The sequence below is a fragment of the Sorangium sp. So ce726 genome, assembly GCF_051521405.1.
GTDB lineage: Bacteria > Myxococcota_A > Polyangia > Polyangiales > Polyangiaceae > Sorangium.
In genome coordinates, this window is record NZ_CP150349.1 from 6,986,237 (window position 1) to 7,009,024 (window position 22,788).

At 68.5% G+C, this 22,788-nt stretch carries 16 protein-coding genes and 1 pseudogene; 10 read left to right on the forward strand and 7 right to left on the reverse strand.

Annotated elements, in window-relative coordinates; translation table 11 throughout:
• The first annotated feature begins 273 nt into the window (after positions 1-273).
• The 9 genes from WME79_RS25935 (at position 274) to WME79_RS25975 (ending at position 11,681) form a co-directional block, all read left to right on the forward strand.
• Positions 274-1,176, forward strand: coding sequence for a hypothetical protein (locus tag WME79_RS25935; protein WP_437520079.1), 903 nt, complete (start codon positions 274-276; stop codon positions 1,174-1,176).
• 20 nt (positions 1,177-1,196) lie between these two features.
• Entirely contained in the window at positions 1,197-2,831 is a 1,635-nt protein-coding gene (locus tag WME79_RS25940; RefSeq protein WP_437539952.1) for a hypothetical protein, read from the forward strand.
• A gap of 35 nt (positions 2,832-2,866) precedes the next feature.
• Entirely contained in the window at positions 2,867-4,375 is a 1,509-nt protein-coding gene (locus tag WME79_RS25945) for a hypothetical protein (RefSeq protein ID WP_437520081.1), read from the forward strand.
• A 45-nt stretch (positions 4,376-4,420) separates the two neighbouring features.
• On the forward strand, positions 4,421-4,645 hold the full coding sequence (locus WME79_RS25950) for a hypothetical protein (RefSeq protein WP_437520084.1): 225 nt from the start codon (positions 4,421-4,423) through the stop codon (positions 4,643-4,645).
• 136 nt (positions 4,646-4,781) lie between these two features.
• Positions 4,782-6,242, forward strand: coding sequence for a hypothetical protein (locus WME79_RS25955; RefSeq protein WP_437520087.1), 1,461 nt, complete (start codon positions 4,782-4,784; stop codon positions 6,240-6,242).
• The gene (locus WME79_RS25960; protein WP_437520089.1) at positions 6,239-8,443 is read left to right on the forward strand and encodes a hypothetical protein; all 2,205 of its coding nucleotides are present in this window, start codon (positions 6,239-6,241) and stop codon (positions 8,441-8,443) included. Before WME79_RS25955 ends, WME79_RS25960 begins: the two co-directional genes overlap by 4 nt.
• Before the next feature lie 311 nt (positions 8,444-8,754).
• Positions 8,755-9,498 carry a hypothetical protein gene (locus WME79_RS25965; protein ID WP_437520092.1) on the forward strand — a complete coding sequence of 248 codons (744 nt, stop codon included), beginning with the start codon at positions 8,755-8,757 and terminating at the stop codon, positions 9,496-9,498.
• Positions 9,499-9,837: 339 nt separating this feature from the next.
• Positions 9,838-10,308, forward strand: coding sequence for a hypothetical protein (locus WME79_RS25970; protein WP_437520094.1), 471 nt, complete (start codon positions 9,838-9,840; stop codon positions 10,306-10,308).
• Between the two features lie 845 nt (positions 10,309-11,153).
• The gene (locus tag WME79_RS25975; protein ID WP_437520097.1) at positions 11,154-11,681 is read left to right on the forward strand and encodes a hypothetical protein; all 528 of its coding nucleotides are present in this window, start codon (positions 11,154-11,156) and stop codon (positions 11,679-11,681) included.
• A 503-nt stretch (positions 11,682-12,184) separates the two neighbouring features.
• Here WME79_RS25975 and WME79_RS25980 read toward each other — a convergent pair.
• Positions 12,185-12,370 (reverse strand): hypothetical protein, encoded by a 186-nt coding sequence (locus tag WME79_RS25980; protein WP_437520099.1) that lies wholly within the window; start codon positions 12,368-12,370, stop codon positions 12,185-12,187.
• Between the two features lie 285 nt (positions 12,371-12,655).
• On the opposite strand from WME79_RS25980, the pseudogene WME79_RS25985 reads away from it, so the two are divergent.
• A pseudogene (locus WME79_RS25985) lies at positions 12,656-13,078 on the forward strand (tyrosine-type recombinase/integrase); the annotation flags it as partial.
• 527 nt (positions 13,079-13,605) lie between these two features.
• Here WME79_RS25985 and WME79_RS25990 read toward each other — a convergent pair.
• The 6 genes from WME79_RS25990 to WME79_RS26015 all read right to left on the reverse strand — a co-directional run bounded on the left by WME79_RS25990 (position 13,606) and on the right by WME79_RS26015 (position 22,676).
• Complete coding sequence (locus WME79_RS25990) at positions 13,606-14,784, reverse strand: family 16 glycosylhydrolase (protein ID WP_437520101.1); 1,179 nt, start codon at positions 14,782-14,784, stop codon at positions 13,606-13,608.
• Between the two features lie 30 nt (positions 14,785-14,814).
• Positions 14,815-16,557, reverse strand: coding sequence for a glycoside hydrolase family 43 protein (locus WME79_RS25995; protein WP_437520104.1), 1,743 nt, complete (start codon positions 16,555-16,557; stop codon positions 14,815-14,817).
• A gap of 41 nt (positions 16,558-16,598) precedes the next feature.
• Positions 16,599-17,807 (reverse strand): endo-1,4-beta-xylanase, encoded by a 1,209-nt coding sequence (locus tag WME79_RS26000; RefSeq protein ID WP_437520107.1) that lies wholly within the window; start codon positions 17,805-17,807, stop codon positions 16,599-16,601.
• Positions 17,808-17,908: 101 nt separating this feature from the next.
• Entirely contained in the window at positions 17,909-19,285 is a 1,377-nt protein-coding gene (locus WME79_RS26005; protein ID WP_437520110.1) for a DUF1552 domain-containing protein, read from the reverse strand.
• Positions 19,282-20,976 (reverse strand): DUF1592 domain-containing protein, encoded by a 1,695-nt coding sequence (locus WME79_RS26010; protein WP_437520113.1) that lies wholly within the window; start codon positions 20,974-20,976, stop codon positions 19,282-19,284. The genes WME79_RS26005 and WME79_RS26010 overlap by 4 nt, the downstream gene beginning before the upstream one ends.
• A gap of 578 nt (positions 20,977-21,554) precedes the next feature.
• Positions 21,555-22,676 (reverse strand): alpha/beta hydrolase-fold protein, encoded by a 1,122-nt coding sequence (locus tag WME79_RS26015; protein WP_437520115.1) that lies wholly within the window; start codon positions 22,674-22,676, stop codon positions 21,555-21,557.
• Positions 22,677-22,788 lie beyond the last annotated feature (112 nt).

The following is a 22,788-nucleotide window of genomic DNA, read 5'->3' on the forward strand; positions in this document are numbered from 1 at the left end:
CCACCGAAGCCGCCGAGACGTGGCGGTTTCTGCCGGTTGACGCCTAGCAGCCGGCGTCGGTACCGTCGCGGCATGCGTTGCATTGCGCATTCGCTCTCGATTCTTCTTGCGCTCGGGGCCGCAACAGGCTTCCCGAACTCGGCCAGCGCGGACGATATCCATCCGAAGGCGGGACCGAGCGACCGATCGACGGTGAAGGAGCATGTTCGCCGTGGTCAGAAAGCGCGCAAGGCCGGGCTGTGGACCGAGGCAACCGCTGAATACAAGGCAGCTTTGGAGGCCGCGGACGCGGCGACCAGCACCGAGGTGGAGCGCGCGGAGCTCGCCGGCGAGCTCGGCCTTTGCGAGCTCGCGCTGCACAAGTACCGCGACGCGGCCGAGCACCTGGCCAGGAGCCTAGAACAGCGCGAAGCGTTGCCAGAAGCGCTCCAGCAGCGATTCGAGGCAGGGCAGCGCAACGCAGCGCCGCACGTCGCGCGGCTCGTGCTCGGCGTCGATCCGCCCGACGCCGAGGTGCTCGTCGACGGCCAGCGCATCGGCCGGACCGCGCGGACCTACACGCTGTTCTTCGAGCCGGGCCAGCACATGGTGCGGGGCCGTGCAACGGGCTGCAAGGACGCTCTTCATTCCTTGCGCGCCGTGGCGGGCGCGGAGCACGAGTTCACGATGCCGTTGCTGTGTGCGGCGGCGAGCGGCGCCAAGGGGACCGCGACCGCGACGCCGACTCCCGTGCGTGCTTTGCCCCCTCCGCGCGCGCAGGCCCCCAGCCCGTGGGCTTCCTGGCCGGGGACGCTGCGTGTCGTGGGAATCACGCTCGCGACGGGCACCGTATCGACAGGCGCCATCCTCATGATCAGCGCCAGCAAGCTCGATCAGGATATGAGCGCTCGGCGTGACCAGCTCATGACCGACCCAGGTTCGAGCTCGTCGATGTGCTGGCAAGCGCCAGAGCGCTCGCCATGCGGCGAGCTGCGGCGGCTGCGCGACGCGCGCAACCTGTCCGACCGGGTGGGCATGGCCCTGGTCATCACGGGCGGCGTGATCGGCGCGGCCACCGCCGCGTCCTTCTTCACCGACTTCTCCTTCCTGGGACGCACGCCTGCTCAGGAGCGGGTCAATGTATCGCCCGTCGTGACCGGGCACGAGAGGGGCGTGAGGATCGAGGGGGTGTGGTGAGCATGCCGGGTACCCAGGGGATGCGGCCACGGGAACGCCGAAGAGCGTTGGCCGCCGCCGTTGCTGTCGTGGTCTGTGCGTGGGGAGCGAGCAGCACGCTGATGGCTTGCACTTCGTACCGTGACGATTGCTGGGAAGTGATGGAGTGTGTCCCTGCGCCTGAGCCGACTTTCTGTGACGGCGACCCAGTGACCGCAATGGCGCTCGACGAGTGCGGGGTGTTCGTCAGCGAGCAGGGCGACGACAACAGCCCCGGAACGAAGGACGCTCCGGTGAAGACCCTGCAACACGCGATTGGGCTCGCCGCGCATGGGCGAAGCCACGACGAGGAGCCGACCCGGCGCGTGTACGCGTGCGGCGGGGAGTTCACGGAGACGATCTCGCTGCCCTCGGGCGTCGACCTCTGGGGAGGGCGTCGGTGTGACGGCGGGGATTGGTCGTACGAGGGCTCATTCGAAGGGCCGGATCACCCGACAATCATCGCTCCGCCGGGGGGGATCCCGCTGCGGATCCTCGGGGAGGAGGGTACGGCGCTCGCGGGGAACGACGCGACGTCGGTGATCGCCGGCGTGCGCGTTGTTGCGGCGGACGCCTCGGCGCGCGATGGCAAGTCGTCGATCGGGATGATTCTGAGCACGGGGGCCAGGGCGAGCGTGCGGGAGAGCGCCATTCTCGCGGGCGACGGCAAAGATGGAGAGCCGGGCAAGGACGCGCCGAGCTATCGAGCGATGGATGGCGTGGAGGGGAACGATGGCGCGTCTTCCTGCACGGCCGACGCCGCCGTGGGCGCCCTTCCGGTGGCCAACATGTGCGACGACGGCATCGAGTCGACGGGCGGATACGGCGGCGACGGCGGGCTTAACGGCGGTGGCGATGGCACGCGAGGACAGCCCGAGCCCGCGGAAAATCCCGAGGGCAAAGGCCTTGGAGGAAGCGGTGCAGGCAGCGCACCGTGCAAAGACGGGGCGAAAGGCGCGGCGGGCGCCGACCGTGGTCGCGCTGACGGCGCGGCTGGTGAAGGGTATCTCAACATCCACGGATGGGTCGGCGTTCTGGGCGAAGACGGAGAGACGGGCGGCGTCGGCCAAGCGGGCGGCGGGGGTGGCGGCAGCAAGTCGCGCGGGCCCATGTATGCGTGTCCGACAAGCCGCCCCCAAAGTGGTGCGGCCGGTGGCTCGGGCGGAAGTGGCGGCTGCGGCGGCACGGGGGGCAGGGGCGGCGGTTATGGCGGCGCGAGCATCGCCATCATTGCACTGGAGGACACCGAGTTAGAGCTGGCGGCGACGCTGGTTGTCGCGGGCAACGGTGGCAAGGGCGGGGTTGGCGGAACGGGCCAACTGGGCGGCGTCGGTCAACTGGGAGGTCAAGGCGGTTTGGGTTTTGGTAATGGTATGTGGAACGCGTGCGACGGCGGCCGGGGGGGTGACGGTGGCCGCGGCGGTGATGCCGGTGGCGGGCTCGGCGGCGCTTCGGTCGGCATCGCCTACGTGGTCCCCCATTTCGCCATCCTGCCCGGCACGACCATCGAGGTTGGGGGAGCTGGAGACGGCGGCCCCGCAGGAAACGCCGATGCCAATGACGAGGTGGGCAAAGGCGGGCCCGGCCCATCGGGTCAACTCTATCGTTTCGGTGCGGAAAACGAGCTACCCCGCTGAGTCGCTCACCGCAGCGCTGCCGTCGAGGGATGCCGATGATGTCCAATTCAACGTTCTTCGTTCTCCTTGTTGTTCCGCTCGTCGCTGCCGGTTGCGGCACCACGCCAGGGGTGAACGATCCCGGCGAGGCGGTCCCAGAATCGCTATGCATCGAGCAGCTTGCCATGGATCAGGTGATCGATGGCTGCGGCGTGTTCGTCACTGACCCGTTTTTCGGCGGCGACGACGCGAACCCCGGCACGAAGGACAGGCCGGTTCGTTCGATGCAGCGCGGGATCGAGCTCGCACGCACCGGGCGCGGTCGCGTGTTCCTAACCAACCTCAGCCTTGACGAGCAGGTCACGCTGCCCTCCGGCGTGGATATCTATGGAGGCTTCCAGCTCGTCGATTGGGGACGTGGGCCGGGTGATACGACCAAGATCGTCCCCCGCTCCGGTAGGAGCATCGCGCTGATCGTCGAGCCAGCGGGCGCGGGCGACACCGGGGCAGCAGATGGCGTCTCGACGATCGACCATGTGACCGTCCTGGGCGGGATTCATGTCGGGATGCTGGTCCGGTCGGATACCGTGGTGGAGTTCACCCGGGGCAAGATCCGCGCATCCTGGGGATTGGGAGGCCGCGATGGCGAAGAGTGGCCCTGGCCATCCCAGGCAGCGGACGGCCCGCACGGCATGTACGGCGGGGATGCGTGCTCGGCGGCCACGATCGTCGGCGGGCCGGCGGTGGTCAACCCGTGCGACGGCGGAATGCCGAGCGTCAGTGGCAAGGGGGGTGACGGGCTTCCCGACGGCGCGGAGGATGGCGACACCGGCACGCCCGTCCTTGCGTCCGACCCCACCAGCTCAGGACGGGGCGGGGACGGAGACCGCGAAGTAGACGGCGGTTGCGACAGTGGATTCCACGGCAGTCCTGGCCTCTGGGGAACACCGGGCGCGGTTGGCGAGGGCATCGGGCGGATCACCGAGACCGGATGGGAGGGCGATGGGGCAGCCGAGGGCAGCCGCGGCATGCCGGGCCAAGGCGGCGGCGGGGGCGGCGGCCGTCGCGGCGGGCTCGTCGTGTGCGGCGAGGCCTCGAAGGGAGGCGCCGGCGGCGGCTCGGGCGGCGCAGGGGGCTGCGGCGGACGAGGCGGCCGAGGGGGCGGGAACGGCCAGCCGACGATCGGCATCGTCGCGCTCCACGCCAAGCTGACGGTGCGCGATAGCGAGATCGAGACGCTCGACGCGGGGACGGGGGGTGACGGCGGGGAGCCCGAGGATGGCGGCAAAGGCGGCCGAGGCGCACCTGGCGGGGCCGTGGGCGATGGCAGGTGGGGCTGTGAAGGCGGCAACGGCGGCCGAGGTGGCGATGGCGGCTACGGCGGCCCGGGGCGCGGCGGCGACTCGATCGGCATCGCCTACCTCGATGAGGACCAGCTCACGATCGAGGGTGTCACCTACAAGCTGGGGCTGCCAGGCAAGGGCGGCGTGAGCTGGGATTGGTCTGGCGAAGAGATCCGGGGGGAGGACGGCATCCGGGTCGAGACGCAGCGTTTCCCTGAATAGGATCACGACACTTCAGGCGAACCCTGGTGTGACAGGGCGCCGACGGTGGCACGCTCGGAGCTCCACGAGGGCGCCCGCGGGCCTGCTGGTGGCGACGTGGACAGCCGCGCGGCGCCCCAAGAGCACGACGCCGAGACCTCGCTCGCGGAGCTCGCCGGCGAGGGCCACGAGCTCAGCGGCCTCCGCCTCGACCCCGCGGCCGGTCCGCAGGCCGTGGCGCCACGCACCCCCAAGCACACCTCTCCGGTTCCGCGACTGTCCGCGCATTGAGGACGGACAACCTGGCGCTCGGGGCGCGATCCACGGCCGAGCAATGTCCTAGCGCTTTGGTGGGGACGCTTGCTTCTGGAAAACGTGCGGGCGAGCGTGCGCGGGCGAGAAAAATCGCGGGGTGGAGGCAATGCGCATGAGCGAAAGATCCAGACCGAGGCGACGGAGGACGATCCTTGCGGTCGCTGTGGCCGCCTTGGCGCTCGGCACGGCAGGGGCCGGGTGCTTGTGGAAGTTCGGGGACGACACGTTCGGGAGCTTCTGCGCGGCGGCGGTGGGCGGCGAGGAGCACTGCGTGGGCGAGAATCAGGGTCCGGGCGTCGCGTGGGCCCAGGCCGAGAAGGACGGCGCGCTGCCCATCGAGGTGTGGGCCACATGGCCGAACAACAAGACGCCGGAGGAGATCGTCGCGAGCGAAACCTCGCTCGGCGTATGGTTCGGCCACATCGACGAGGCGATCGCGTTCGTGCGCGACGACGCGAGGAACGCCGAGTCGCTGCGGGCGACGCTCGCGGGCAAGCTCGCACGGCTACTCGACGAGGCGAGGGACCGCCAGAGGGTGCTGCTCGCGGAGGCGCCGGTCGACGCGGCCGGCAACTTCAAGGCGGCAATGATCGACAAGGCCAGCGCCGAGCGGGAGCCGCTCGCCGCCGCGCTCGCGGCCGACAGGCAGGCCATGGCGGCCGTGCAGGTGATCTTCGACCAGGCCCGGAGCGACGTCGCGCCGCTGCGATCGAAATACGCGGGCGTCGCGGCGCGCTTCGCCGCGTACCGCGCGACCGAGGCGGCGGAGACGGCGGCGTACGCGGCGCTCTCGGCGCAGGCGTCTCGGTCGGACATCGACGGCCTCGACGGCGTGGAGCAGGCGGTGCTCGAGACGGCGCGCGAGGCGAGCCGCTCGCCCGGCGAGCTCACCGCGGAGATCCTGAGGTGGTCGGCGACGCTCCAGGTCTTCGCGGCCTCCTTCGATGAGGCGATGGCGCCGCACAGGGAGCTGCTCGCGACGCACGGCGCGGTGCTGCCGGATATGACGTCGGGCGCGCTGCGCTTGCTGAACGCGATGCTGGGTTACGTGAAGGGTCGCGTCGCCCGGAGCGACGCGACCGCGGCGGCGCTGCTCGGCGGCATCGCGCTGCGCCGGCAGGCGCTCCGCGTGCTGCAGATGGACGAGGGGGCGCGCGAGGCCGTCGCAGGGGCGCGGACGCGCAAGGCGTCGGACGCCTTCGAGCAGCGTGCGCGCGCGCAGGTCGCGGCGCTGTCGGCGGCGCCGCCGGTGAGCGAGAAGCTCGGGCTGCCGCTCTTGGCCGAGCGGTGCGGGGAGCTCCTGGCGCTGGCGCAGCTGCGACCGCTCTGCGAGGCGGCGGGGTCGTCCTGGCGCGAGGCCGGGTGTGCGGAGCTTCGAGGAAGGTTCGACGCTGCGGAGGCCGAGCTCAGGACGGGGGTTCCGCAGAAGATCGCGGTGGGTCTCGCGGCGCTGCGGGAGAGGGGCATGGCCGCGGCGGAGCTCGACGCGGCTCAGGCGAGGCTCGACGCGGGGGACGTGAAGGGCGCCGCGATTGCGTACGACGCCGCCGTGCGCGGCGCGGAGGGGACATGAGAGGCTGCAAGGACGTTGCGCTGCGCGGCCGGAGCGCCGCGGTGTTCCAGAGGCTCGTCGCGCTGGTCACGGTGCTGGCGGTAGTGGCGCCCTCGTTCGCGTGGGCCGGCACGCCGTACAGGCTGGACTGGATTAGCACGGAATCCAGCGCGTCGTGCGAGGCCCCTTTCCTCGCTCACAACGGAGGGACGTACTTCCATGTGAACGACACGCCGCTCCCCACCTACGAGGTTCCGGACACGCTGGTGACCCACGATGACGGCTCGCAAAGCCACCAGGCGGAGGCGGAGTTCGACTCGGTGCTGCTCCGGTTCGGAGCGAACGACTTCCACTTCGGTGTGCGGAACGCTGGTGGTGACGACTGGTGCACCGACGCGCACGAGCTTGTGAGCCTCGTCTCGGAGCCGCTCGGCCTGAACAAGCCGCTCTTCCATGTGCGGCGCAGCGGGACGGCGTTCTCCGGCGCCACGACCCTCGACCTGAGCCTCGCGGAGATCAACCCGGCGCTGGCGCGCGACATCGAGATCCTGCTGGCCGAGATCGCCAAGGAGCGTGCGGCGCTCGTGGCGAACGCACGGGCGGTGGGTCTGCTGGCGGAGAAGATGGACCTGCTCCAGCAGCTCGACACCGAGCTGAAGGACCTGGTCAGCCGGCCGCTGGATGAGATCTCGCGGACCGACCTCGACGCGATCCTGGACCGGTACGAGGACGCGGTCGCGCCGGAGACGCGCGCGGCGATGGAGCAGCTCATCGACGACCTGAAGCAGAGCGTCGGCGATCTCGAGGACGAGCTCGCGCGGCTGATGGACGAGTTCGGCGCGCAGGCCGACGAGGTGGCGGACCTGGCGACGGAAGACGCACGCGCCGAGGGGTGGGACCCGGACGACCCGCAGGCGTACGCGCTCGGGGAGAGCGAGGTGCCGTGGGTCGAGGTGCCGGACATCGCGGAGGTGGAGGGGGCGTTCGAGGAGGGGAGGGATCCCTATGCCGCGTACGCGGACGCGGTGCTCGCGGCGCTGGAGGCGGACGTGAGCGGCCGGGTGGTGGTCCTGCGGGCGGACTTCGTGGCGAACGTGCGGGCGTGGAGGGCCAACAGCGCGGCGCTGGAGATCGCGCTGCGCGACCGGATGGGCGTGTCGCTCGCGGAGACCAACGCGTTCCTGAAGGCGCAGAACCGGATCACCGGGTTCGTGCGGCAGTTCATGGATGCGTCGGACTGGTTCGAGGACTCGCCCGTGCCTGCCGACCTGCGGGCGCAGGTGGACACGGTGCTGAAGCCACGGTTCGATGCGCTCGCGGACCAGATGAAGGACAACCTCAACCTGTGGACGGGGGACGGGCTCGACCTGGAGCAGACGGAGCTCTACCAGACGATCAGCGCCTTCGCAGGGGCGATGTCGACGGTCGCCGAGGGCTTCGAGGCGTACGCGGAGGTGATGCAGACGCTCGTCCACGCCACGACGCGCATTGGGGTCGGGTTCGTGCCCGTGGTCGGGCCGGCGCTCGACCTGTGCGAGGCGGTGACCGGGAAGGCGTGGTGCTTGCCGTCGGGGGAGGAGCTCAGCGACGAGGAGCGGATCTTCTCGGGGATGGGGTTCGGGCTCGGCGCGGTCGGGCCGATGTGGCGCGCGGTCAAGATCAGCAGCGGGCTGCGGCCGGCGGCGATCCGGGTGGCCGGGGAGATCGCCGAGATCGAGGAGGTGTTCGCCAAGATCGTGAAGACGAACCGCGTCAGGGGGTACAAGACGCTCACTGGGGCGATCACGAAGTTCGAGGTGAACATCTTCGAGAAGAAGGCGGCGAAGTTCCTGGTGGACGACGGCCGATCGCTCGTCGGAGTCGGCGACGACGGCGTGCGCGAGGTGGTCGGCATTCCGAAGACCTCGCGCCCCAAAACGAAGGAAGCGATGGCTCCCGACTTCGTGTCAATATCCCAGGGGCACAAGCTGATCATCAGCGAAGCGAAAGGCGGAAAGATCTATGTTGACGACGTGCGCAACCAGCTGTCAAACGCGATGAAGGCCCTGAAGAAGAAGAGGCTCGATGGAGACGTGGAGCGGGTCGAGCTTATCATGGAGCAGGGCGCGGAGTTCGAACCGAAAAAGTACACGGTCAAGGATGGCTATCTGTTCGATTCGGACGAGGGCAAGGCCGTGCCCCTGATAGACTTCAACAAGTTCATCATGGTGATCCGCCTATGAGCGAATCAGGTCCGCACTTTTTTGCGTGGTGTGACGAGGTAGAACGGCTCGATGCGTTCGCCGCGGCGCTATCGGCGCTCGTCATCCCGGGGGATCTCATCGGCCTGATGATGAGCGCGAGCATATCGTGCGAGACGCATTCGGTCGACGAGGTTCTCGCCATGGTCCGCGCCCACTTCGGAGGTTTGAAGAGCGCTCACATACTGTCCGGCGTGAATTTGCGCGATTCCGAGCGCGACATCTGTGCCGGCATCGCGTGCTACCCCGAAGAGAGCGAACGTCGCTCTCCAAGCGGCCCTCTCAAGCTGCGAATGTGCGAGAAGCGGGATTTCTTCCCGTTCGAGATTGCCGTGGGCAGTTACAGCCCACGCTTCGTGGAGGCCGAGGCCGCGGTCGCCTGCCACCTGGTCCAAGGTGACATCGAGGACCTCCTGCTCCGCCTCTGCGCGCCGGACACGAGCGGGCGCGTGCTGACCGGCGCCTGCACTGACAAGGAGGACTGGCTAGCCCCCATCGAGATGTGCGCCACCTACAACGCAGACGCCGCGGAGATCGCGCGCGATCTGGCCCTCACGTGGTTGAGCCTTCACGACAAGGAGAGCGTTTCACGCATCGCAGGCACGTCTCTGGATGCGCTGCACGCGCGCATCGACGCCGCGCCGCGCGGGGCGCGCGTGCCCATGAAAGGCACGAGCGAGCTCACACGCTCCCTGTCGCGCGAGACCGTGCTCAAGGCGATCGCGACGCCGCCGGCCGCGCTGCTCGATGCCCTCGAGGCGGCAGCGGTGCCCGACGATACGTGGCGCGCCGCCGAGCCCGAGGCGCACGAGATCATGGCGCTGCTCCGCCAACTCGGGGAAGCCCCAGCGGGCCAGGGGCCGCCCGCGTTTAGCGCGAGGGTCACGTCGGCTAGCCACGTCCGCTTCCTCGAAGAGCACGCGCCTTTCCACGTGCGCCGCCTGCCGAGCGGCGGCGTGATGCTGGCGACGCATCCGTACCGGACGCTCTGGCCGCTCTGGGCCGACGCGCTCTTCGTGCTCGGCCTGATGTCCTAACGCACACCCCCCGATGTCACCTCCGCGCGAGGCGCCGAGGGGGGCCGCGCAGAACTACCAAATCGCGCCCTTCATTTTCCCCGTTTTTCGGCCCCTCAGCGGCGCTTCCAAAAACACTTAACCCCGCGACATCGCTTGATGTTCTTTCCGGGCGCGTACACCGGTAGTTCGCGTTGAACTACCGGGAGCGCAGAACTACCGTTTCGGGCACCTTCCGGCGGCGTCGGTCACGGTTGCTCCCGAACCCAAAACGGCCGGAGGTACGGAATGGCATCCGCGGCTCTCGCGCGTGTATCGGCACAACTTGTTCATCGTCAGGCTGACAACGGCATACGCCCGATGGAGAGGACGATCCTGAAGGCGCCCGTCGGAGGATCGCAGAGCCCCAGGATTAGCACGCCCACGGCCACCGCCACCGCGACGCTCGCGATCCCGCTGGACGGGCTCATGGTCACAGCGCCGCAGCCGGAGATGCTCTCGCAGAAGAACGTCGAGTCGGTCACCGGGATCCCGGCACGCGTCTTCCTCGACACGATCCGCGCGCCGGGTTTCCCCCTGCGGGTCACGAAGCTCGGCAAGCTGCGCCTGGTCCTGCGCGAGGCGTTCGTCGCCTACCTCCAGGCGCTGGCTGGTGACCCAGCGTCGCACCGTGACGCAGAGGGGGATGAGCAAACGCGCGTTGCCGCCGTGCTGGCGGCTGCTGGCCTGGAGCCCATCCCGTGCGCACGCACCGGCCGAGCGGTCGCGCCTCCGCACGGCGCAGGCGGTGGCAGGCTGCGGCGGACGCGTGGTGGGCTCGTCCGGCGTTGAAAATGCCGCGCGAGCCCGTCATCGGACCCCCAGGCAACCGGAGACGACCCATGAATCATCTCGCCCAGCGAAGGCGGGCGCGTGCCAAGCGCTCGCCTTCGCTCCCTGCCGCGTCCCTCCCCGCGCCGTCGTCCGCCGAACCGGCGGGCGCACTCGAGCCGCTGCGGCGGGGGCCCGTCGTCGTGCTGGGAGACAGCTGCACCCGACGCGGCGTCGCCGAGCCGGCGAGCTTGGCGGAATGCCGGAAGCCAGACGCTCGCGCCGCCCGCAAACCAACGACAGTGATGCGCACCAACGGTGTGGGCTCCGTCCGGCTGCGCGGGAACACCTGGACCGCCAGCCTGCCGGCGTACTGGACCGAGGACGAAACCAACCCGCGGCTGGAGGTGCTCGCCGAGCGCGCCGGGCGCTTGGAGGCCGCCCGAGCTCGTCGCCGACGAGGAGTGCCCCACGACCGGTACCGCACGGAATTGACGCCGTTGCGTTGGCAGCGTGTGCCGATCGGCGATGGCGATGACACGATGCCGCCGATGCCTCTTACCGCCACGGCACGGCCGCACCCGCGATCGCAGCCGGTCTCAGCGCGCGACGCGGCGCGACCTCCCCGGGCGGTGCCGGCCGGTCGCTCCGAGATACCAAATGACGCCCTTCGCTCCCCCCATCTTCCGGCCCCTCTTCGGGGCCCTCCAGAACACCTAACCTCGCGACACGACGCGGTGTTTTCTTAAACGCGCACAGCGGGTATCTCGCAGTGAGATACCGTCGGCTCCGAGATACCTTTTCGGGCACCTTCTGGCGGCGTCGGTCACGATTGCACACGAACCCAACACAGATGGAGGTACAGCATGACACGAGCGGCTCTCGCCCGTGTATCGGCACCGCTTGCTCTTCGTCAGGCCGGCAGCGGCGTGCGCGCCAGCTACAGAGAGAGCCTGGAGCTTCCCCCCGGCGGATGGTCCAGCCCGAAGGTGATCGACCAGACAGCGACGACGACGGCAACCGCAACGCTTGCAATCCCGCTGGATGGGCTGACGATTACTGCGCCGCCGCCGGAGATGCTCTCACAGAAGAACGTCGAGTCGGTGACCGGCATCCCCGCGCGCGTCTTCCTCGACACGATCCGCGCGCCGGGCTTTCCCCTGCTGATCACGAAACTCGGCAAGTTGCGCTTGGTCCAGCGTGAGGCGTTCGTGGCTTACCTGCGGGCGCTGGCCAGTGAGCCGGCCTCGCGTCACACGACAGAGGCGGATGAGCGCACGCGGGTTGCCGCCGTGCTGGCCTCTGCCGGCCTCGAATCTGTCCCATGCCCGCGCACCGACCGGGCGAGCGCTCCTCCCGCAGCAACAAGCCGTGCTAGGCTGCCGCCGAAGTAGAGCGGGCCCGCTCGGCGCTGGAACGCCGGACGGGCCCTTGATCGACCCCCGCGTTCACCGGAGACCGACCCATGACCGACGTACCCCAGCGACGGGTGCGCGCCAAGCGCTCGGCGTCGTCCCCCGCCTCATCCCTCCCTGCACCGGCATCGACTGATCGGCGTCTGCGTTCGAGCCGCTCCGCCGGACGTGCCACTCCGGTGGCGGAAGCAGCGGCGGGCGCCGCAGACTCGCCGGGCTCGGCGAGCACGACGGAGCACCCGAAGCTGGCGACTCGCGCACCCGGCAGGCCCGCAGGAGACAAGCGCGCCAACGGCTCCGGGTCCGTCCGGCTGCGCGGGAAGACGTGGACCGCGCGCCTCAGTCTCGGCGAGGCCGGTCGATCCACGTTCAGCTTGCCGACGTGCCGGACCGAGCAGGAAGCCAATGCGCGCCTGGAGGTGCTGTCCGAGCTGGCCGGGCGCCTGCTCGCAGCCGGCCAGATCGTCCTCGGCTTGCCACTGCTAGAGCGGGCTGCGGCGCGCGAGGGCAGCGCGCTCCGCGACGTCCGGCTTGCCATCGAGCAGCTCTGCAGGGGCGAAGCGCGTGCTCGCGCGTCCGGGGAAACAACCTTCGCTGAGTTCGCCGATTTGGTTGTTTCTGGAAGGCTCGCCGAGCAATACCCACTGCATGTGAAAGCGCTTCGCCATCCGGAGCAATACCGGCATAAGCTCAATCATGTTCTAGGGGTACTCGGCCCCGTTTCTCTCTCTCGCTTGACGCTCGATCATGCGGATCGAGCGATCTCCATGCTGCCAGGACATCTTGAGGACTCCTCGCGTCAAGGAGTCGCAAAGGTCATCCATCGGATACTCGCGCTCGCGACCTATCCGGCGCGCATCATCGCCAGCAATCCGCTGCCACGTGGATGGATCCCCAAGGCGGAGGACAACAAGGCCAAAGGCTCCCTCTATCCCGATGAGGATAGGCGCCTCATGGCGGCGGTGAATATTCCGTTGTCTTATCGGATCTATTATGGCTTCCTGATTCGCGAGGGAATGCGGGCAGACGAGGCCGGAAGGCTGGAGCCGTCCGACCTGGATCTCGAGCGCGGCGCCGTAGTGCTCGACGAGAACAAGACGGATGACCCTCGCGCCTGGGCACTCTCACCCGACGTCGTGCGCGCGCTTCGGACCTATTTCGCCATATGTCCCCCGAAGGAGCGTGTCTTCATTGGGCCGAGCGGGCCCCTGCCGGGGCGCAGTGGGGCGCACAACTTTCGAAATCACCTGCGCCGTGCTGGCATTGATCGGTCCGAGTTGTTCGAGACCACGCAGTCACGGCTGAATATCCGCTTGCACGACACCCGCGCGACCTTCATCACGATCAAGCTCGCGAACGGCCGCACGGAGACGTGGATCTCCGATCGGACCGGGCATAAGTCGAGCCGTCAGATCCACCACTACAAGCGCGCGGCGCGCAAGGTCGCTGAGCTCGGCTTGGGGGACTTCGCTCCTCTGGACGAGGCGATCCCCGAGCTGAACGGCAGGGGCGGCCGTTCAGGTGGAAGTGATCCCATGTCCGCGGGCCCGGAGGCGGGCTCGCCGTCGCCGAGCAACGACGCGTCCCTTGTCCGCGCGCGGCACCACCGAGCGTCGGGCGCGGTGGTTGACCACGCCGGCCAGCCCGCAGCGGGCGCCCCGGTGGCTGCAGGCGGCCCGTTGGGCCCGCGTTGGGCCACGCCGGCGAGCGATCCGGCTGCGGATCAGACAGAACAGATTGAAATTATTAATATTTCGTCCGCCTCCGCCTCGACGTCTCAGAAATCCTGGCGGGATTCGTTGCACGCAGAACCGGCCGCGCCCCGCGGCGCCCGCCCTCGTCACGGCCGCGGCGGCGAGGGCGCCCTCCCCCGCCCCGCGGCGCCTGCGAGCATCCTGCAAGGTCAGCCGCGGGGCCGGCGCCGCCGCATCGCCAGGGCGGAAAGCCCCACGGCGAGCGCCGCGGCCCACGAGCTCGCCGTGGAGCTGCCTCCGGCGACGACGCACCCGCAACCTCCGTCGGAGGACTCCTCGTCCGGCGTGGTTCCGCCGCTCCCACCTCCCTCGCCCGGTGCGCCGGCGCCCCCGGAGGAGCTGGCCGCCGTCCCTGCCGCGCCCACGCCGCTGCCGGAGGAGCTGGCCGTCACCCCCGCCCCGCCCTCGCCGCTGCCGGAGGAGCTGGCCGCCGTCGCCGCCCCGCCCTCGCCGCTGCCGGAGGAGGTCGCCGTCTCCGCCCCGCCCTCGCCGCTGCCGGAGGAGCTGGCCGTCACCCCCGCCCCGCCAGCGCCGGCGCCCGACCCTGTGTCCTCATCGCGGGGTACATTTCCGGTGAACCCGGTCTGCCCCTCCCGTGTCAGCGACAGCACCAGCGTGCCGTCCTTCACCGTCACGTTCTGTGGGTCGAAGTCCACGCGGTTCCCGTCAAACGTCCAGTCCGCTTTGCTCCATCGCGCGCTGTCCAGGGAGTTGAAGTCGTCCTGCCACGCGAGCTCGAAGCCCCCGTTGTTGTAGCGATAGTACTTGATCCAGTTGACGAACTGGTGCTGCGGGAGGACGGAATCGTCGAACGGTCCGACCCATTCGGTGGCATCCGAGGACCACGTGTTGAAGCGGAAAGACTGGGGATTCTTCAGGGCGGTCACCTGCGCCCCCGTCGACCTCTTGATCTCTCGCCCGTCGATGCTCCAGGCCACGTAGTCCGGCGTCCACTCCAGCGCGTAGGTGTGATAGCCGTCCGCGAGGGAGGCGCCCGCGTTGTGCACCCCCTCCGACGTCACCCTCGTGCCCATCCCGGTGATGATGTTGGACTGCCAGCTCTGGGCGTTGTCCTTCCCGAAGACCTCGATGTCGATCTCCTCCCAGAACGCGCCGGACATCTCTGAGCCGTTCTTGTAGGTGAAAAAGGTCGACAGGATGCCGCTCCCGCGCGCCATGCGCATGCGCATCTCGATGCGACCGTGAAGATAGCTCTGGGCCGAGTAAAGCTCTGCGCCCTTGTAAGGCTTCGCTGCCGCGGTCGCGCTGACCGCGAGCGCCAGCGAGGCAGCGGCGAGCATCAGACCTGCGCGGATTCTCGTGAACATGATCAAACCTCCAAGGATTGCACCAGACCGTCAATTCGCGGCGGCCCCGCTCGGCTCGCCTCCTCGGGCACGCCGCCGCGCGGCGACCGCGCCCAGCGCGATCAAGGCGGCGACCGCGCCCGCTGGGGAGCTGGGCCCCGATTGGACCCGGAAGGCACACCCACCCTCGTCGCCGCTGGCGCCGCCTGCGGGGGTGCCGCCAGCGCCGCCCGTGCCGCTGCCCGCCGTTGCTCCGCTGCCCGCCGTTGCTCCGCTGCCGGTCGTCGCTGCGCTGCTGCCGCTCACATCCCCGCCCGATCCGCCGCTGCCCGTCGCTCCCCCTTCACCCACGTCCGGAGCGCCCCCGGCGCCAGCGCCCCCCGCGCCGGTCGGATCCGGGGCGTCGAGCGGAGTGAACTTCCACCAGTTGACGTTGAACAGGGACCCGCTCCCACCGGTGAACTTCAGGTACAGATCGTGTATTCCTGTCGCACCGTCGACCGCACAGGACGTGGTGACCCAGGTCTGCCAGCCACCGGTACCCTGAACCATGCAGGTTCCCACCAGCGTGCCCGTCGCGCTGTCCAGGCGCAGCTCGATGCTGCCGCCGCTGGTCGCCGAGGCCACCCTCGCGTCGAAAGACACAGCGCCGGTGCCAAAATCGACGCCCTTGACCTTGATGTAGTCCCCGTTTTCGATCGACCCGACATCCATTCCCCCCTCGCCGCATACCTCGGTCTCGACCCCGGATTCCCAGGCGATGGTCTCGGCCTCCGTCATGACATACGGATTCAGGTTACCGACGCCAGGCGGGCCCTCCTTGGTCATCTTGATCGTCGGGAATGTACCGTCGGCGTTGAACGTGAACCGCTCGACGGCCGCCGAACGGTGATAACCTCCACCGCCCGGCAAGGCGCCGTTGTGATAGAAGAAGTAGGAGTTCCCCTTGAAGTCGATGACGCCCGCGTGGTTGGTGAAGCTGCTGCCCTCCGTGGGCATGATGACACCCCGGTAAGTCCACGGGCCGGTGGGGCTGCTGCTCGTGGAGTAGGCGATGTATTCTGAGATAGGGCCGCCCGCGTACACCAGATAGTACAGCCCATCGCGTTTGTAGAGCCACGGGCCTTCTTCGTACTTGGTCGTATGGCGACCATCGTCATTTCCGGTGCGCTGTCCGAAGCTCACCGCCGTCATGGGCACGCGCACGACGTCTCCCTGGTAGGAGATCATGTCTTCGTTCAGCTTCACGTAGCACACGCTGGGGTTTCCCCAGTACAGATAAGCCTGGCCGTCATCGTCGATGAACGGCGTCGGATCGATGTCTCCGCAATTGGCCGTGATCAACGGCCGTCCCAGGGCGTCTTTGAACGGACCGGTGGGGCTGTCCGACACGGCCACGCCGATGGTCATCCTGTTCAGCGAGCGGCTCGTGACAGGGACGTAATAGTAGAATTTCCCATTCCTGTGGATGGCCTGGCCTGCCCACGCATCCCCCTTTGCCCAGCTGAAATCGCTGAATTTGAGCGGCGACCCGTGATCCGTCCAGTTCACCATATCCTTGGAGGAATACACCCTCCATTCGTTCATCCCGAACCAGTCCGTGGCGCTGTCCTCGTCATGCCCGGTATACAGGTATACCGTGTCATCGTGGACCATGGGAGCAGGATCGGCTGTATAAAGGGTCTGTACGATGGGATTGTCTGCCAGGGCGACGGACGGAAATGCGGTCACGCCACGGAGCAACAACGCCGCCCCGAGGAGCTTACGCTGGAGAGATATCGTGCTCGTTGCCATTCTTGGATCCTTGCTGCTCCCGTTCTTCAGCGTGACATCAATCACCCGCGTTCCAGGAAGTCCATCAGCCACTGCATGGCCGGCCGCATCCTGCCGTCGTCGTGCTGGATGCCGGTGTTGTCCCGCCAGGTGGTGCCGACGATGTAACCCCACAAGGTGATGCCCTTTACCGAGGGGTGATTCCAGTACATCGTGAACTGCTCCTCCATCACCCGCTTCTGCTGGTTGTCGTCCGCGATGCCGATGTCATACTCGGTGATGTATACAGGCTTGCCCAGCGAGGCGAGCCCGTCGATGAAGCCCTTGACGGTGTTGGTGTTGATCTTGTAGGCGTCGTGGGCCTGCGCGCCGATGGCGTCGACCGGGGCGCCCGCTTCGATCACCGCCCGCGCGATCCTCATGAAGTTATTGTGGTCGTTCTGGTACTCGATGTTGTTGTAGTCGTTGAGGATCAGGACCGCGTTCGGGCAGAACTCGCGGGCCCACTTGAAGGAGTTGACGATCCAGTCCCAGCCGCTGGCGCCGTCTCCGCCGATGCCGTTCTTGTACGAGGGCGTGGTGTGGGGCGGCGGCTCGTTGACCACGTCGATGTACTTCGTCTTGGGGTAGCGCTCGCAGAACGACTTCATCCAATCCCGCACGGCCGCCTGCTGCTCCGACCCGGAGAGGCGCCCGACCCAGTCGGGTTGCTGGGCGCCCCACACGAAGACGTGGTGCTTGAAGATGATGTTGTTGTCCTGCGCGTACTTGTAGATCCTGTCGAGCGCGCTCCAGTCCTTCTGGCCGCGGGTCCTCTCGACGGAGCCCCACTTGCCCTCGTTCTCGGGCGTGATCTGGTTCCAGTACTTCGCGAAGCCGTCGCGCACGGCGCCGCGCGTCGTGATGTTGCCGACGAACTTCCCCGTGGGCTCGGAGCCGCCGGCTCCGGTGGACGTGCTGCTCGAGGCGTCCGAACCGCCGCCGCCCTCGTTCGACCCGCCGGTGCTGGCGCTGGTCGTGCTGTTGCTGGTCGTGCCCGCGCCGCTCGTGCTGTTGCTGGTCGTGCCTGCGCCGCTCGTGCTGTTGCTGGTCGTGCCCGCGCCGCTCGTGCTGTTGCTGGTCGTGCCCGCGCCGCTCGTGGTGCTGCCAGCTCCCCCCGAGCCGCCCGCGCCACCGCTGTCGCCCCCATCGCCGCATGCAGAGAGAGTCGCGACCCCGAGCGCTATCCACGTCGTACCGCGCAGCCATCGAGAAGAATGATTCTTGTTCATGTTGAATTTCCGCAAGTTGAGCGATTGAAGATGGCGATGCTTTGAGCGGCGAGCCGACAGGCAGCGGCTCGAGCTCCGAAACGTCTGGATTCTTTGCTTCTTCAGGCGATGATCGGGTCGACGAGCCCGCCTTCGAGGCTCTCGTCGCCAAAGTCGTCGAGCGGGCCTCCCTGGCCGTTGGTGCACCCGACCGCCGCGCCGATCGTGTTGAGCAATTTGTTGTTGGTGATCTTGACGTCGACGAACTGGCCGGTCTTCAGGTAGCCCGCGGCGCCGCCGGCGAGGATGTAGGGGACCTTCCGGAACCCGTGGTACTTGTCGGCGTTGTCATTGAGCCACACCGCCACGCCGTGATCGAGGAGCGTCCCAGAGCCGAGCTCGTAAGACGAGAGCCTGTCGAGCAGGTGCTTGAAGAGCCGCGCGTGGATCCGGTCGATCTGGTGGTGCAGCTCCTGAGCGCCCTCGATCGGCGGGCCCGAGGTGCCGTCGCTGTCGATGCGGTGGGAGATCTTGTGGTAGCTCTTCTGCCGGACGCCGTGGATCGTGTACTCGGTCCCGTCATTGCCGTCGCCCACCTGGAGCGTCGCCGCGCGCGTGACGCCGCACGCCATCGCGAGCGCGATGATGTCCATCTGCATCCGCGTGACGGCCTCCACGTTCTCGGATTTGCCGACGTTCGGCGAGATCGCCTCCATCTCGGCGACCTGCACCTCCGGGAGCTTGCACGCGAGCGCGACCTCGAGATCGCGGATGCTTTCGAAGTGGAGCTGTAGCCGCTCGCGATCGCTCTTGCTGATGTCTTTCCGGCTCATGAGCGCCCTCATCTCCCCGCGCACCAGGTCGTTGACGCTGGTGCGGCGTTCGGCCAGCGACTGCTGGACCTCGGTGTCCACGTCGGCGAGCCCGAAGAGCTTCTGGTATGCGTTGACCGGGTTGCGCTCGGCGGCGCGCAGCTGCTTTGGCCCGCGGTACGAGAGCACCTCGTTGATGTAACCGGCCATCCTGCCCGCGTAGAGCGTCAGCGGCTCGACGCCCGCCGGGTTGAGCTCGGTCGCGATGCGGTTGTCGATCGACTCGCCCATCGCCAGCGACTCGTTGCCCGCCGGCTGGTCCGACACGCGCGCAGCCGTGAGGCACTGGTTGCCGCCGCCGGAGTGGCCGCACCCGTTGGCCTTGAACGCGAAATCCACGCCGCGCAGCATGATGAGCTTGCTCGCATGGTCCTTGAGCTCGCTGACCGCGCGGTCGCTGTCCCGCTCCATCGACGCGGCGGTCAGCGCGCCCGTCTCGCTGGGCCAGAACATCTCGGGCTCGTCGCCGGTCGCCTGCGCCACGCCGTTCGCCTGGCGCATGAAGATCGCGAAGGGCGGAACGTCACCCGTGCCGGCCGAAGCGCGCCGCGGGGCGAATGTCTCCAGGAACGGGAGCGCGACCGTGACGCCAAAGAGGCCTCGAAGCACACGTCGCCGGGTGATCATGGCGCCTCCGCGGGGACTCGAGCGAGGAAGGGAGTGGATGAGACGATCTGGAGGAGGAGCTCCTTGGTCGCGGCGCCGCCGCGTGACGCCTCGCCGAGCTGCTCGATGAACGCTTTGTCCTCCACGACCGCGTCGCGGCCGTGGGCGAACTCGAGCCAGCGCTCCGCATAACACGCGTGCGCCTCGCTGCTCTCGGCGAGGAGCTGGCTGAACTCGATGGCATCCGCGTACTTCCGCGACTGGCCTCCGAGCGTGTAGGCGTCGGCGGAGTTGACCGGCATCCCATTGTCGGTCGTGCGGTACTTGCCGATCGCGTCGTAATGCTCGAAGGCGAACCCTACAGGGTTGATGAGCACCCCATGGCACGACGCGCCGCACGTCCCCTTGCCCGTGTGCGCCTCGACGCGCTCGCGGTTGGTCGCGTGCTCGCCCGGCGGCAGCGACGTCGCGTTGTCAGGCGGCGGCGGCAGCGCCGCGCAGAGGATCCTGAGGTTCACGAAGACGCCGCGATGGATCGAGTCTGGCTGCCGCGCCGTCGCCTTGGCCGCGAGGAAGCCGACGCGCGTGAGCAGCCCCGAGCGCTCGGCCTCGTCGAGCTCCACCCGCTCGAACTCGTCCGAGAAGTCGCCCTCGACGCCGTAGACCCCCGCGAGGTGGTCGTTCACGAACGCGGTGCGCGAGGTGAGCAGCTCGGTGAGGCCACCCTCCCTCTCGAAGACGACATGATCCACGAAGAGCTCTGCCTCGCGCTGCATGTCGTCGCCCATCTCGGGGACGAACTCGGGGTAGAGCGCCTGGTCCTTGTTGAGGTCGTGGTACTGCTCGTAATCGTAGAGCTGCCGGTGGAACGCGCGGACGACCTCGCGGGCGCGCGGGTCCTCGAGCATCCCCTCCGTGGTTGCGCGGACCGCCTCGGGGGTCGAGAGCTCGCCCGCCTTCGCCGCCTCGAGGAGCTCGTCGGAGGGCATCGTGTTCCAGAAGAGGTACGAGAGCTTGGCCGCGATCTCGTGGCCGCCGAGCGGGATGAGCCCGCCCTTCGCCGGCCCGGCGCCGCGCTCGACCCGGTAGACGAAATGGGGTGACTGCAGAAACCCCTCGAGCGCCGCGCGCACGCCGGCAGCGAACGGCTCCTCACCCTCGAAGAGCTCCTTGCCGCGGTGGAACAGCGCGAGGTACGCGTCCCGCTCGTCGTCCGTGATGGGGCGCCGGAAAGCCCGCTCGCCGAACCGCTCGACGAACACCTGCGCCCGCGCCTCCGGCTCGGCCGGCAGGTCCGCGGGCACGAGCCGGCCGAGCTTGCCCTCGTCGGCGGTCACCATCGCCGCGAGCTCCTCCGCGGCGCGCTGATAATCGCTCCAGAGGCCCGGTGTCACGAGGAGCGCAGCCTCGTTGTTGTCGAACACGCCGCCGAGCGGATCGCTCGTGAAGGACGCCGAGAGACCGGGCCTGTCGTCGAGGCGCAGGAGATCGCGCACCGTGTTCTCCCATTGCGCGTGGCTCAGCCGCGGGAACATGCTGCGCTCGGCGACCTGCGGCGCCGCCGCGCCGCCCGGCAAGGGGCCGTCGCCCTCATCGTGGGCGCCCAGAGAGCCCGTGCACCCCGCGAGCAGGAGCGCCGCAGCGCAGAGCGGCGCGCCCAGCGCCCGCCTCCAGCGTGGCAGGAGGATCATCGAAAAAGACGGTCGGGTCATCCCTCTCTCCCTCTCCTGGTCAAGCGCCGGCGACCGAGCGGCCAGCTCAGCGTCGCTATCAGCGCGCCTACCATCCAACGGAAACCGTCGTGTTCACGCCGTCATCAAGCGCGGGTCGATCTTGCCTGTTGCATGTGGCCCGCAACCGTTCAACGCTGGACGATTCAACCACGATCAGAACTCGTGGGCTGGCGCACGAACGTGATCACGAGAGATCACGCGGTCTCGAGGGGGCGGCCCGACAGCCGGCGACCTGCGGTGCGCCGGTCCGCCGCCCGCGACACGCGCCGCCGAACGAACGGCACCGGCGCCGAGATCCATCGAAGGACGAAGGTCTCGGTCCGCATGACGACCCACCCAAGACGAAGCAAAAGGATACCGCTCCGGAGCAATGTGAACGATCACATGATCGATGTCAAACCCAATCGACCCGCCCGCATGGTTCCTCCGGTCCAAGCCAGGACGCTGGCATGGACGCGGGGCCGTGAGGACTGGAACTTTCCGCCAGTGACACGCATGCTGAGAGCGCCGTTGCGTACGCCGAGCGACGTGAAGGCGCGCGACCATCGCGGAGGCTGCTAGCGGTCGAAGAAGTCGAAGACGGCGGGCAGCACGAGCGGAACCATCCCTGGATGATCCGCATCGACTTCCTTGTACGTGATCGTGTAGCCGCCAGCCGTCATCCAGTCGCGCAGCTCCTGGCTGCCGGTCAGGGAAGGCGTGCCGCGGGTCCCTTCCGTCACGAAGATGGGCACGTTGCGCAGCCGGTCCCAAGGATAGCCCGACTCCTGGACGAACGGTCCGGACATGGGCGCCAGAGCCTTCCAGTAGTCGGCGTACTTCGCGCCGATGTACCAGGTGCCGCCGCTCCCCATCGAGTGTCCGGTGAGGAACATCGAGCTGCGATCGATCGGGTACTCGTGCAGCACCAGCTCCAGGACGTTAATGACGTCCTTCTCGCTGAGCTCCTGGTCGCGTTCTCGCTCGGGCGTACGCATGGCCAGGAGCTTCTCCGCCTCCTCGGGTTGCCCAAACACGGCCGGCAGCCGCAGGAAGTTGCCGTAGGCGCCCTGATAGCCGAGCGGCGAGACCAGGAGCACGCCATGCTGGTCGGCCAGATTCACCATCTGCCTGTTGTTCTGATCCAGGTACGAGCTCTCGTCGTTCGAAGCGCCGTGCAAGAACATCACGAGGGGCAGCTTCGACGTGCCGTCCCAGCCATTCGGGACGCAGACGCGGTAAGGAACGTCGGCGCCCGCTTCTGGAAAGCGATACGTCCTGCGCTGGTCGCCTTTGGCGCGCCACTGCGGAGAGCTGGGATCGGCGACGGACTCGGCGAGCGCTCGCGCCTCGAGCACCTGGGTGCGCGGATCGAGCGTGGTGCCGAACGAGATGGTCACCGGCTCGAATTCGTCCGCCCCGCCCGCCCCTGCGGCGCCGCCTTCGCCGCCGGCCGCCGCCGTCCCGCCGCCGGGCGCTTCGCCGCCCGTGCCGGCGCCCGCTTGACCTCCCGCGCTCGCCGAGGCGCCTCCAGGAGCCCCCCCGCTGGAGCCGCTAGAGGCGGCGTCCGGCGCGCTGGCGCCGCCGCCACCTTGGCCGGTGGAGGCGGCGCCGCTGCCGGCATCATCGCTCCCGCAAGCGGCGAGCGACAGCGCGCAGCCGATGCAGGCCAGTGACGAAAGGAATCGACGTGTCGTCATGCTCACTCCGGGGACAAGATCAGCCCGTTCTGGGCGCGCTGCTGAGCGATCGTGGTTCTCCGAGGCCTCTTGGAACGCGACTCGATCGCTTCTTCACGGCGCGCAGAAAAAT

Coding starts and splice junctions, on each gene's coding strand:
- WME79_RS25940 (WP_437539952.1), top strand. CDS start 1,197: ATGCGGCCACGGGAACGCCGAAGAGCGTTGGCCGCCGCCGTTGCTGTC.
- WME79_RS25945 (WP_437520081.1), top strand. CDS start 2,867: ATGATGTCCAATTCAACGTTCTTCGTTCTCCTTGTTGTTCCGCTCGTC.
- WME79_RS25955 (WP_437520087.1), top strand. CDS start 4,782: ATGAGCGAAAGATCCAGACCGAGGCGACGGAGGACGATCCTTGCGGTC.
- WME79_RS25960 (WP_437520089.1), top strand. CDS start 6,239: ATGAGAGGCTGCAAGGACGTTGCGCTGCGCGGCCGGAGCGCCGCGGTG.
- WME79_RS25965 (WP_437520092.1), top strand. CDS start 8,755: ATGTGCGAGAAGCGGGATTTCTTCCCGTTCGAGATTGCCGTGGGCAGT.
- WME79_RS25970 (WP_437520094.1), top strand. CDS start 9,838: ATGGAGAGGACGATCCTGAAGGCGCCCGTCGGAGGATCGCAGAGCCCC.
- WME79_RS25975 (WP_437520097.1), top strand. CDS start 11,154: ATGACACGAGCGGCTCTCGCCCGTGTATCGGCACCGCTTGCTCTTCGT.
- WME79_RS25980 (WP_437520099.1), bottom strand. CDS start 12,370: ATGGCGAAGCGCTTTCACATGCAGTGGGTATTGCTCGGCGAGCCTTCC.
- WME79_RS25990 (WP_437520101.1), bottom strand. CDS start 14,784: ATGTTCACGAGAATCCGCGCAGGTCTGATGCTCGCCGCTGCCTCGCTG.
- WME79_RS25995 (WP_437520104.1), bottom strand. CDS start 16,557: ATGGCAACGAGCACGATATCTCTCCAGCGTAAGCTCCTCGGGGCGGCG.
- WME79_RS26000 (WP_437520107.1), bottom strand. CDS start 17,807: ATGAACAAGAATCATTCTTCTCGATGGCTGCGCGGTACGACGTGGATA.
- WME79_RS26005 (WP_437520110.1), bottom strand. CDS start 19,285: ATGATCACCCGGCGACGTGTGCTTCGAGGCCTCTTTGGCGTCACGGTC.
- WME79_RS26010 (WP_437520113.1), bottom strand. CDS start 20,976: ATGACCCGACCGTCTTTTTCGATGATCCTCCTGCCACGCTGGAGGCGG.
- WME79_RS26015 (WP_437520115.1), bottom strand. CDS start 22,676: ATGACGACACGTCGATTCCTTTCGTCACTGGCCTGCATCGGCTGCGCG.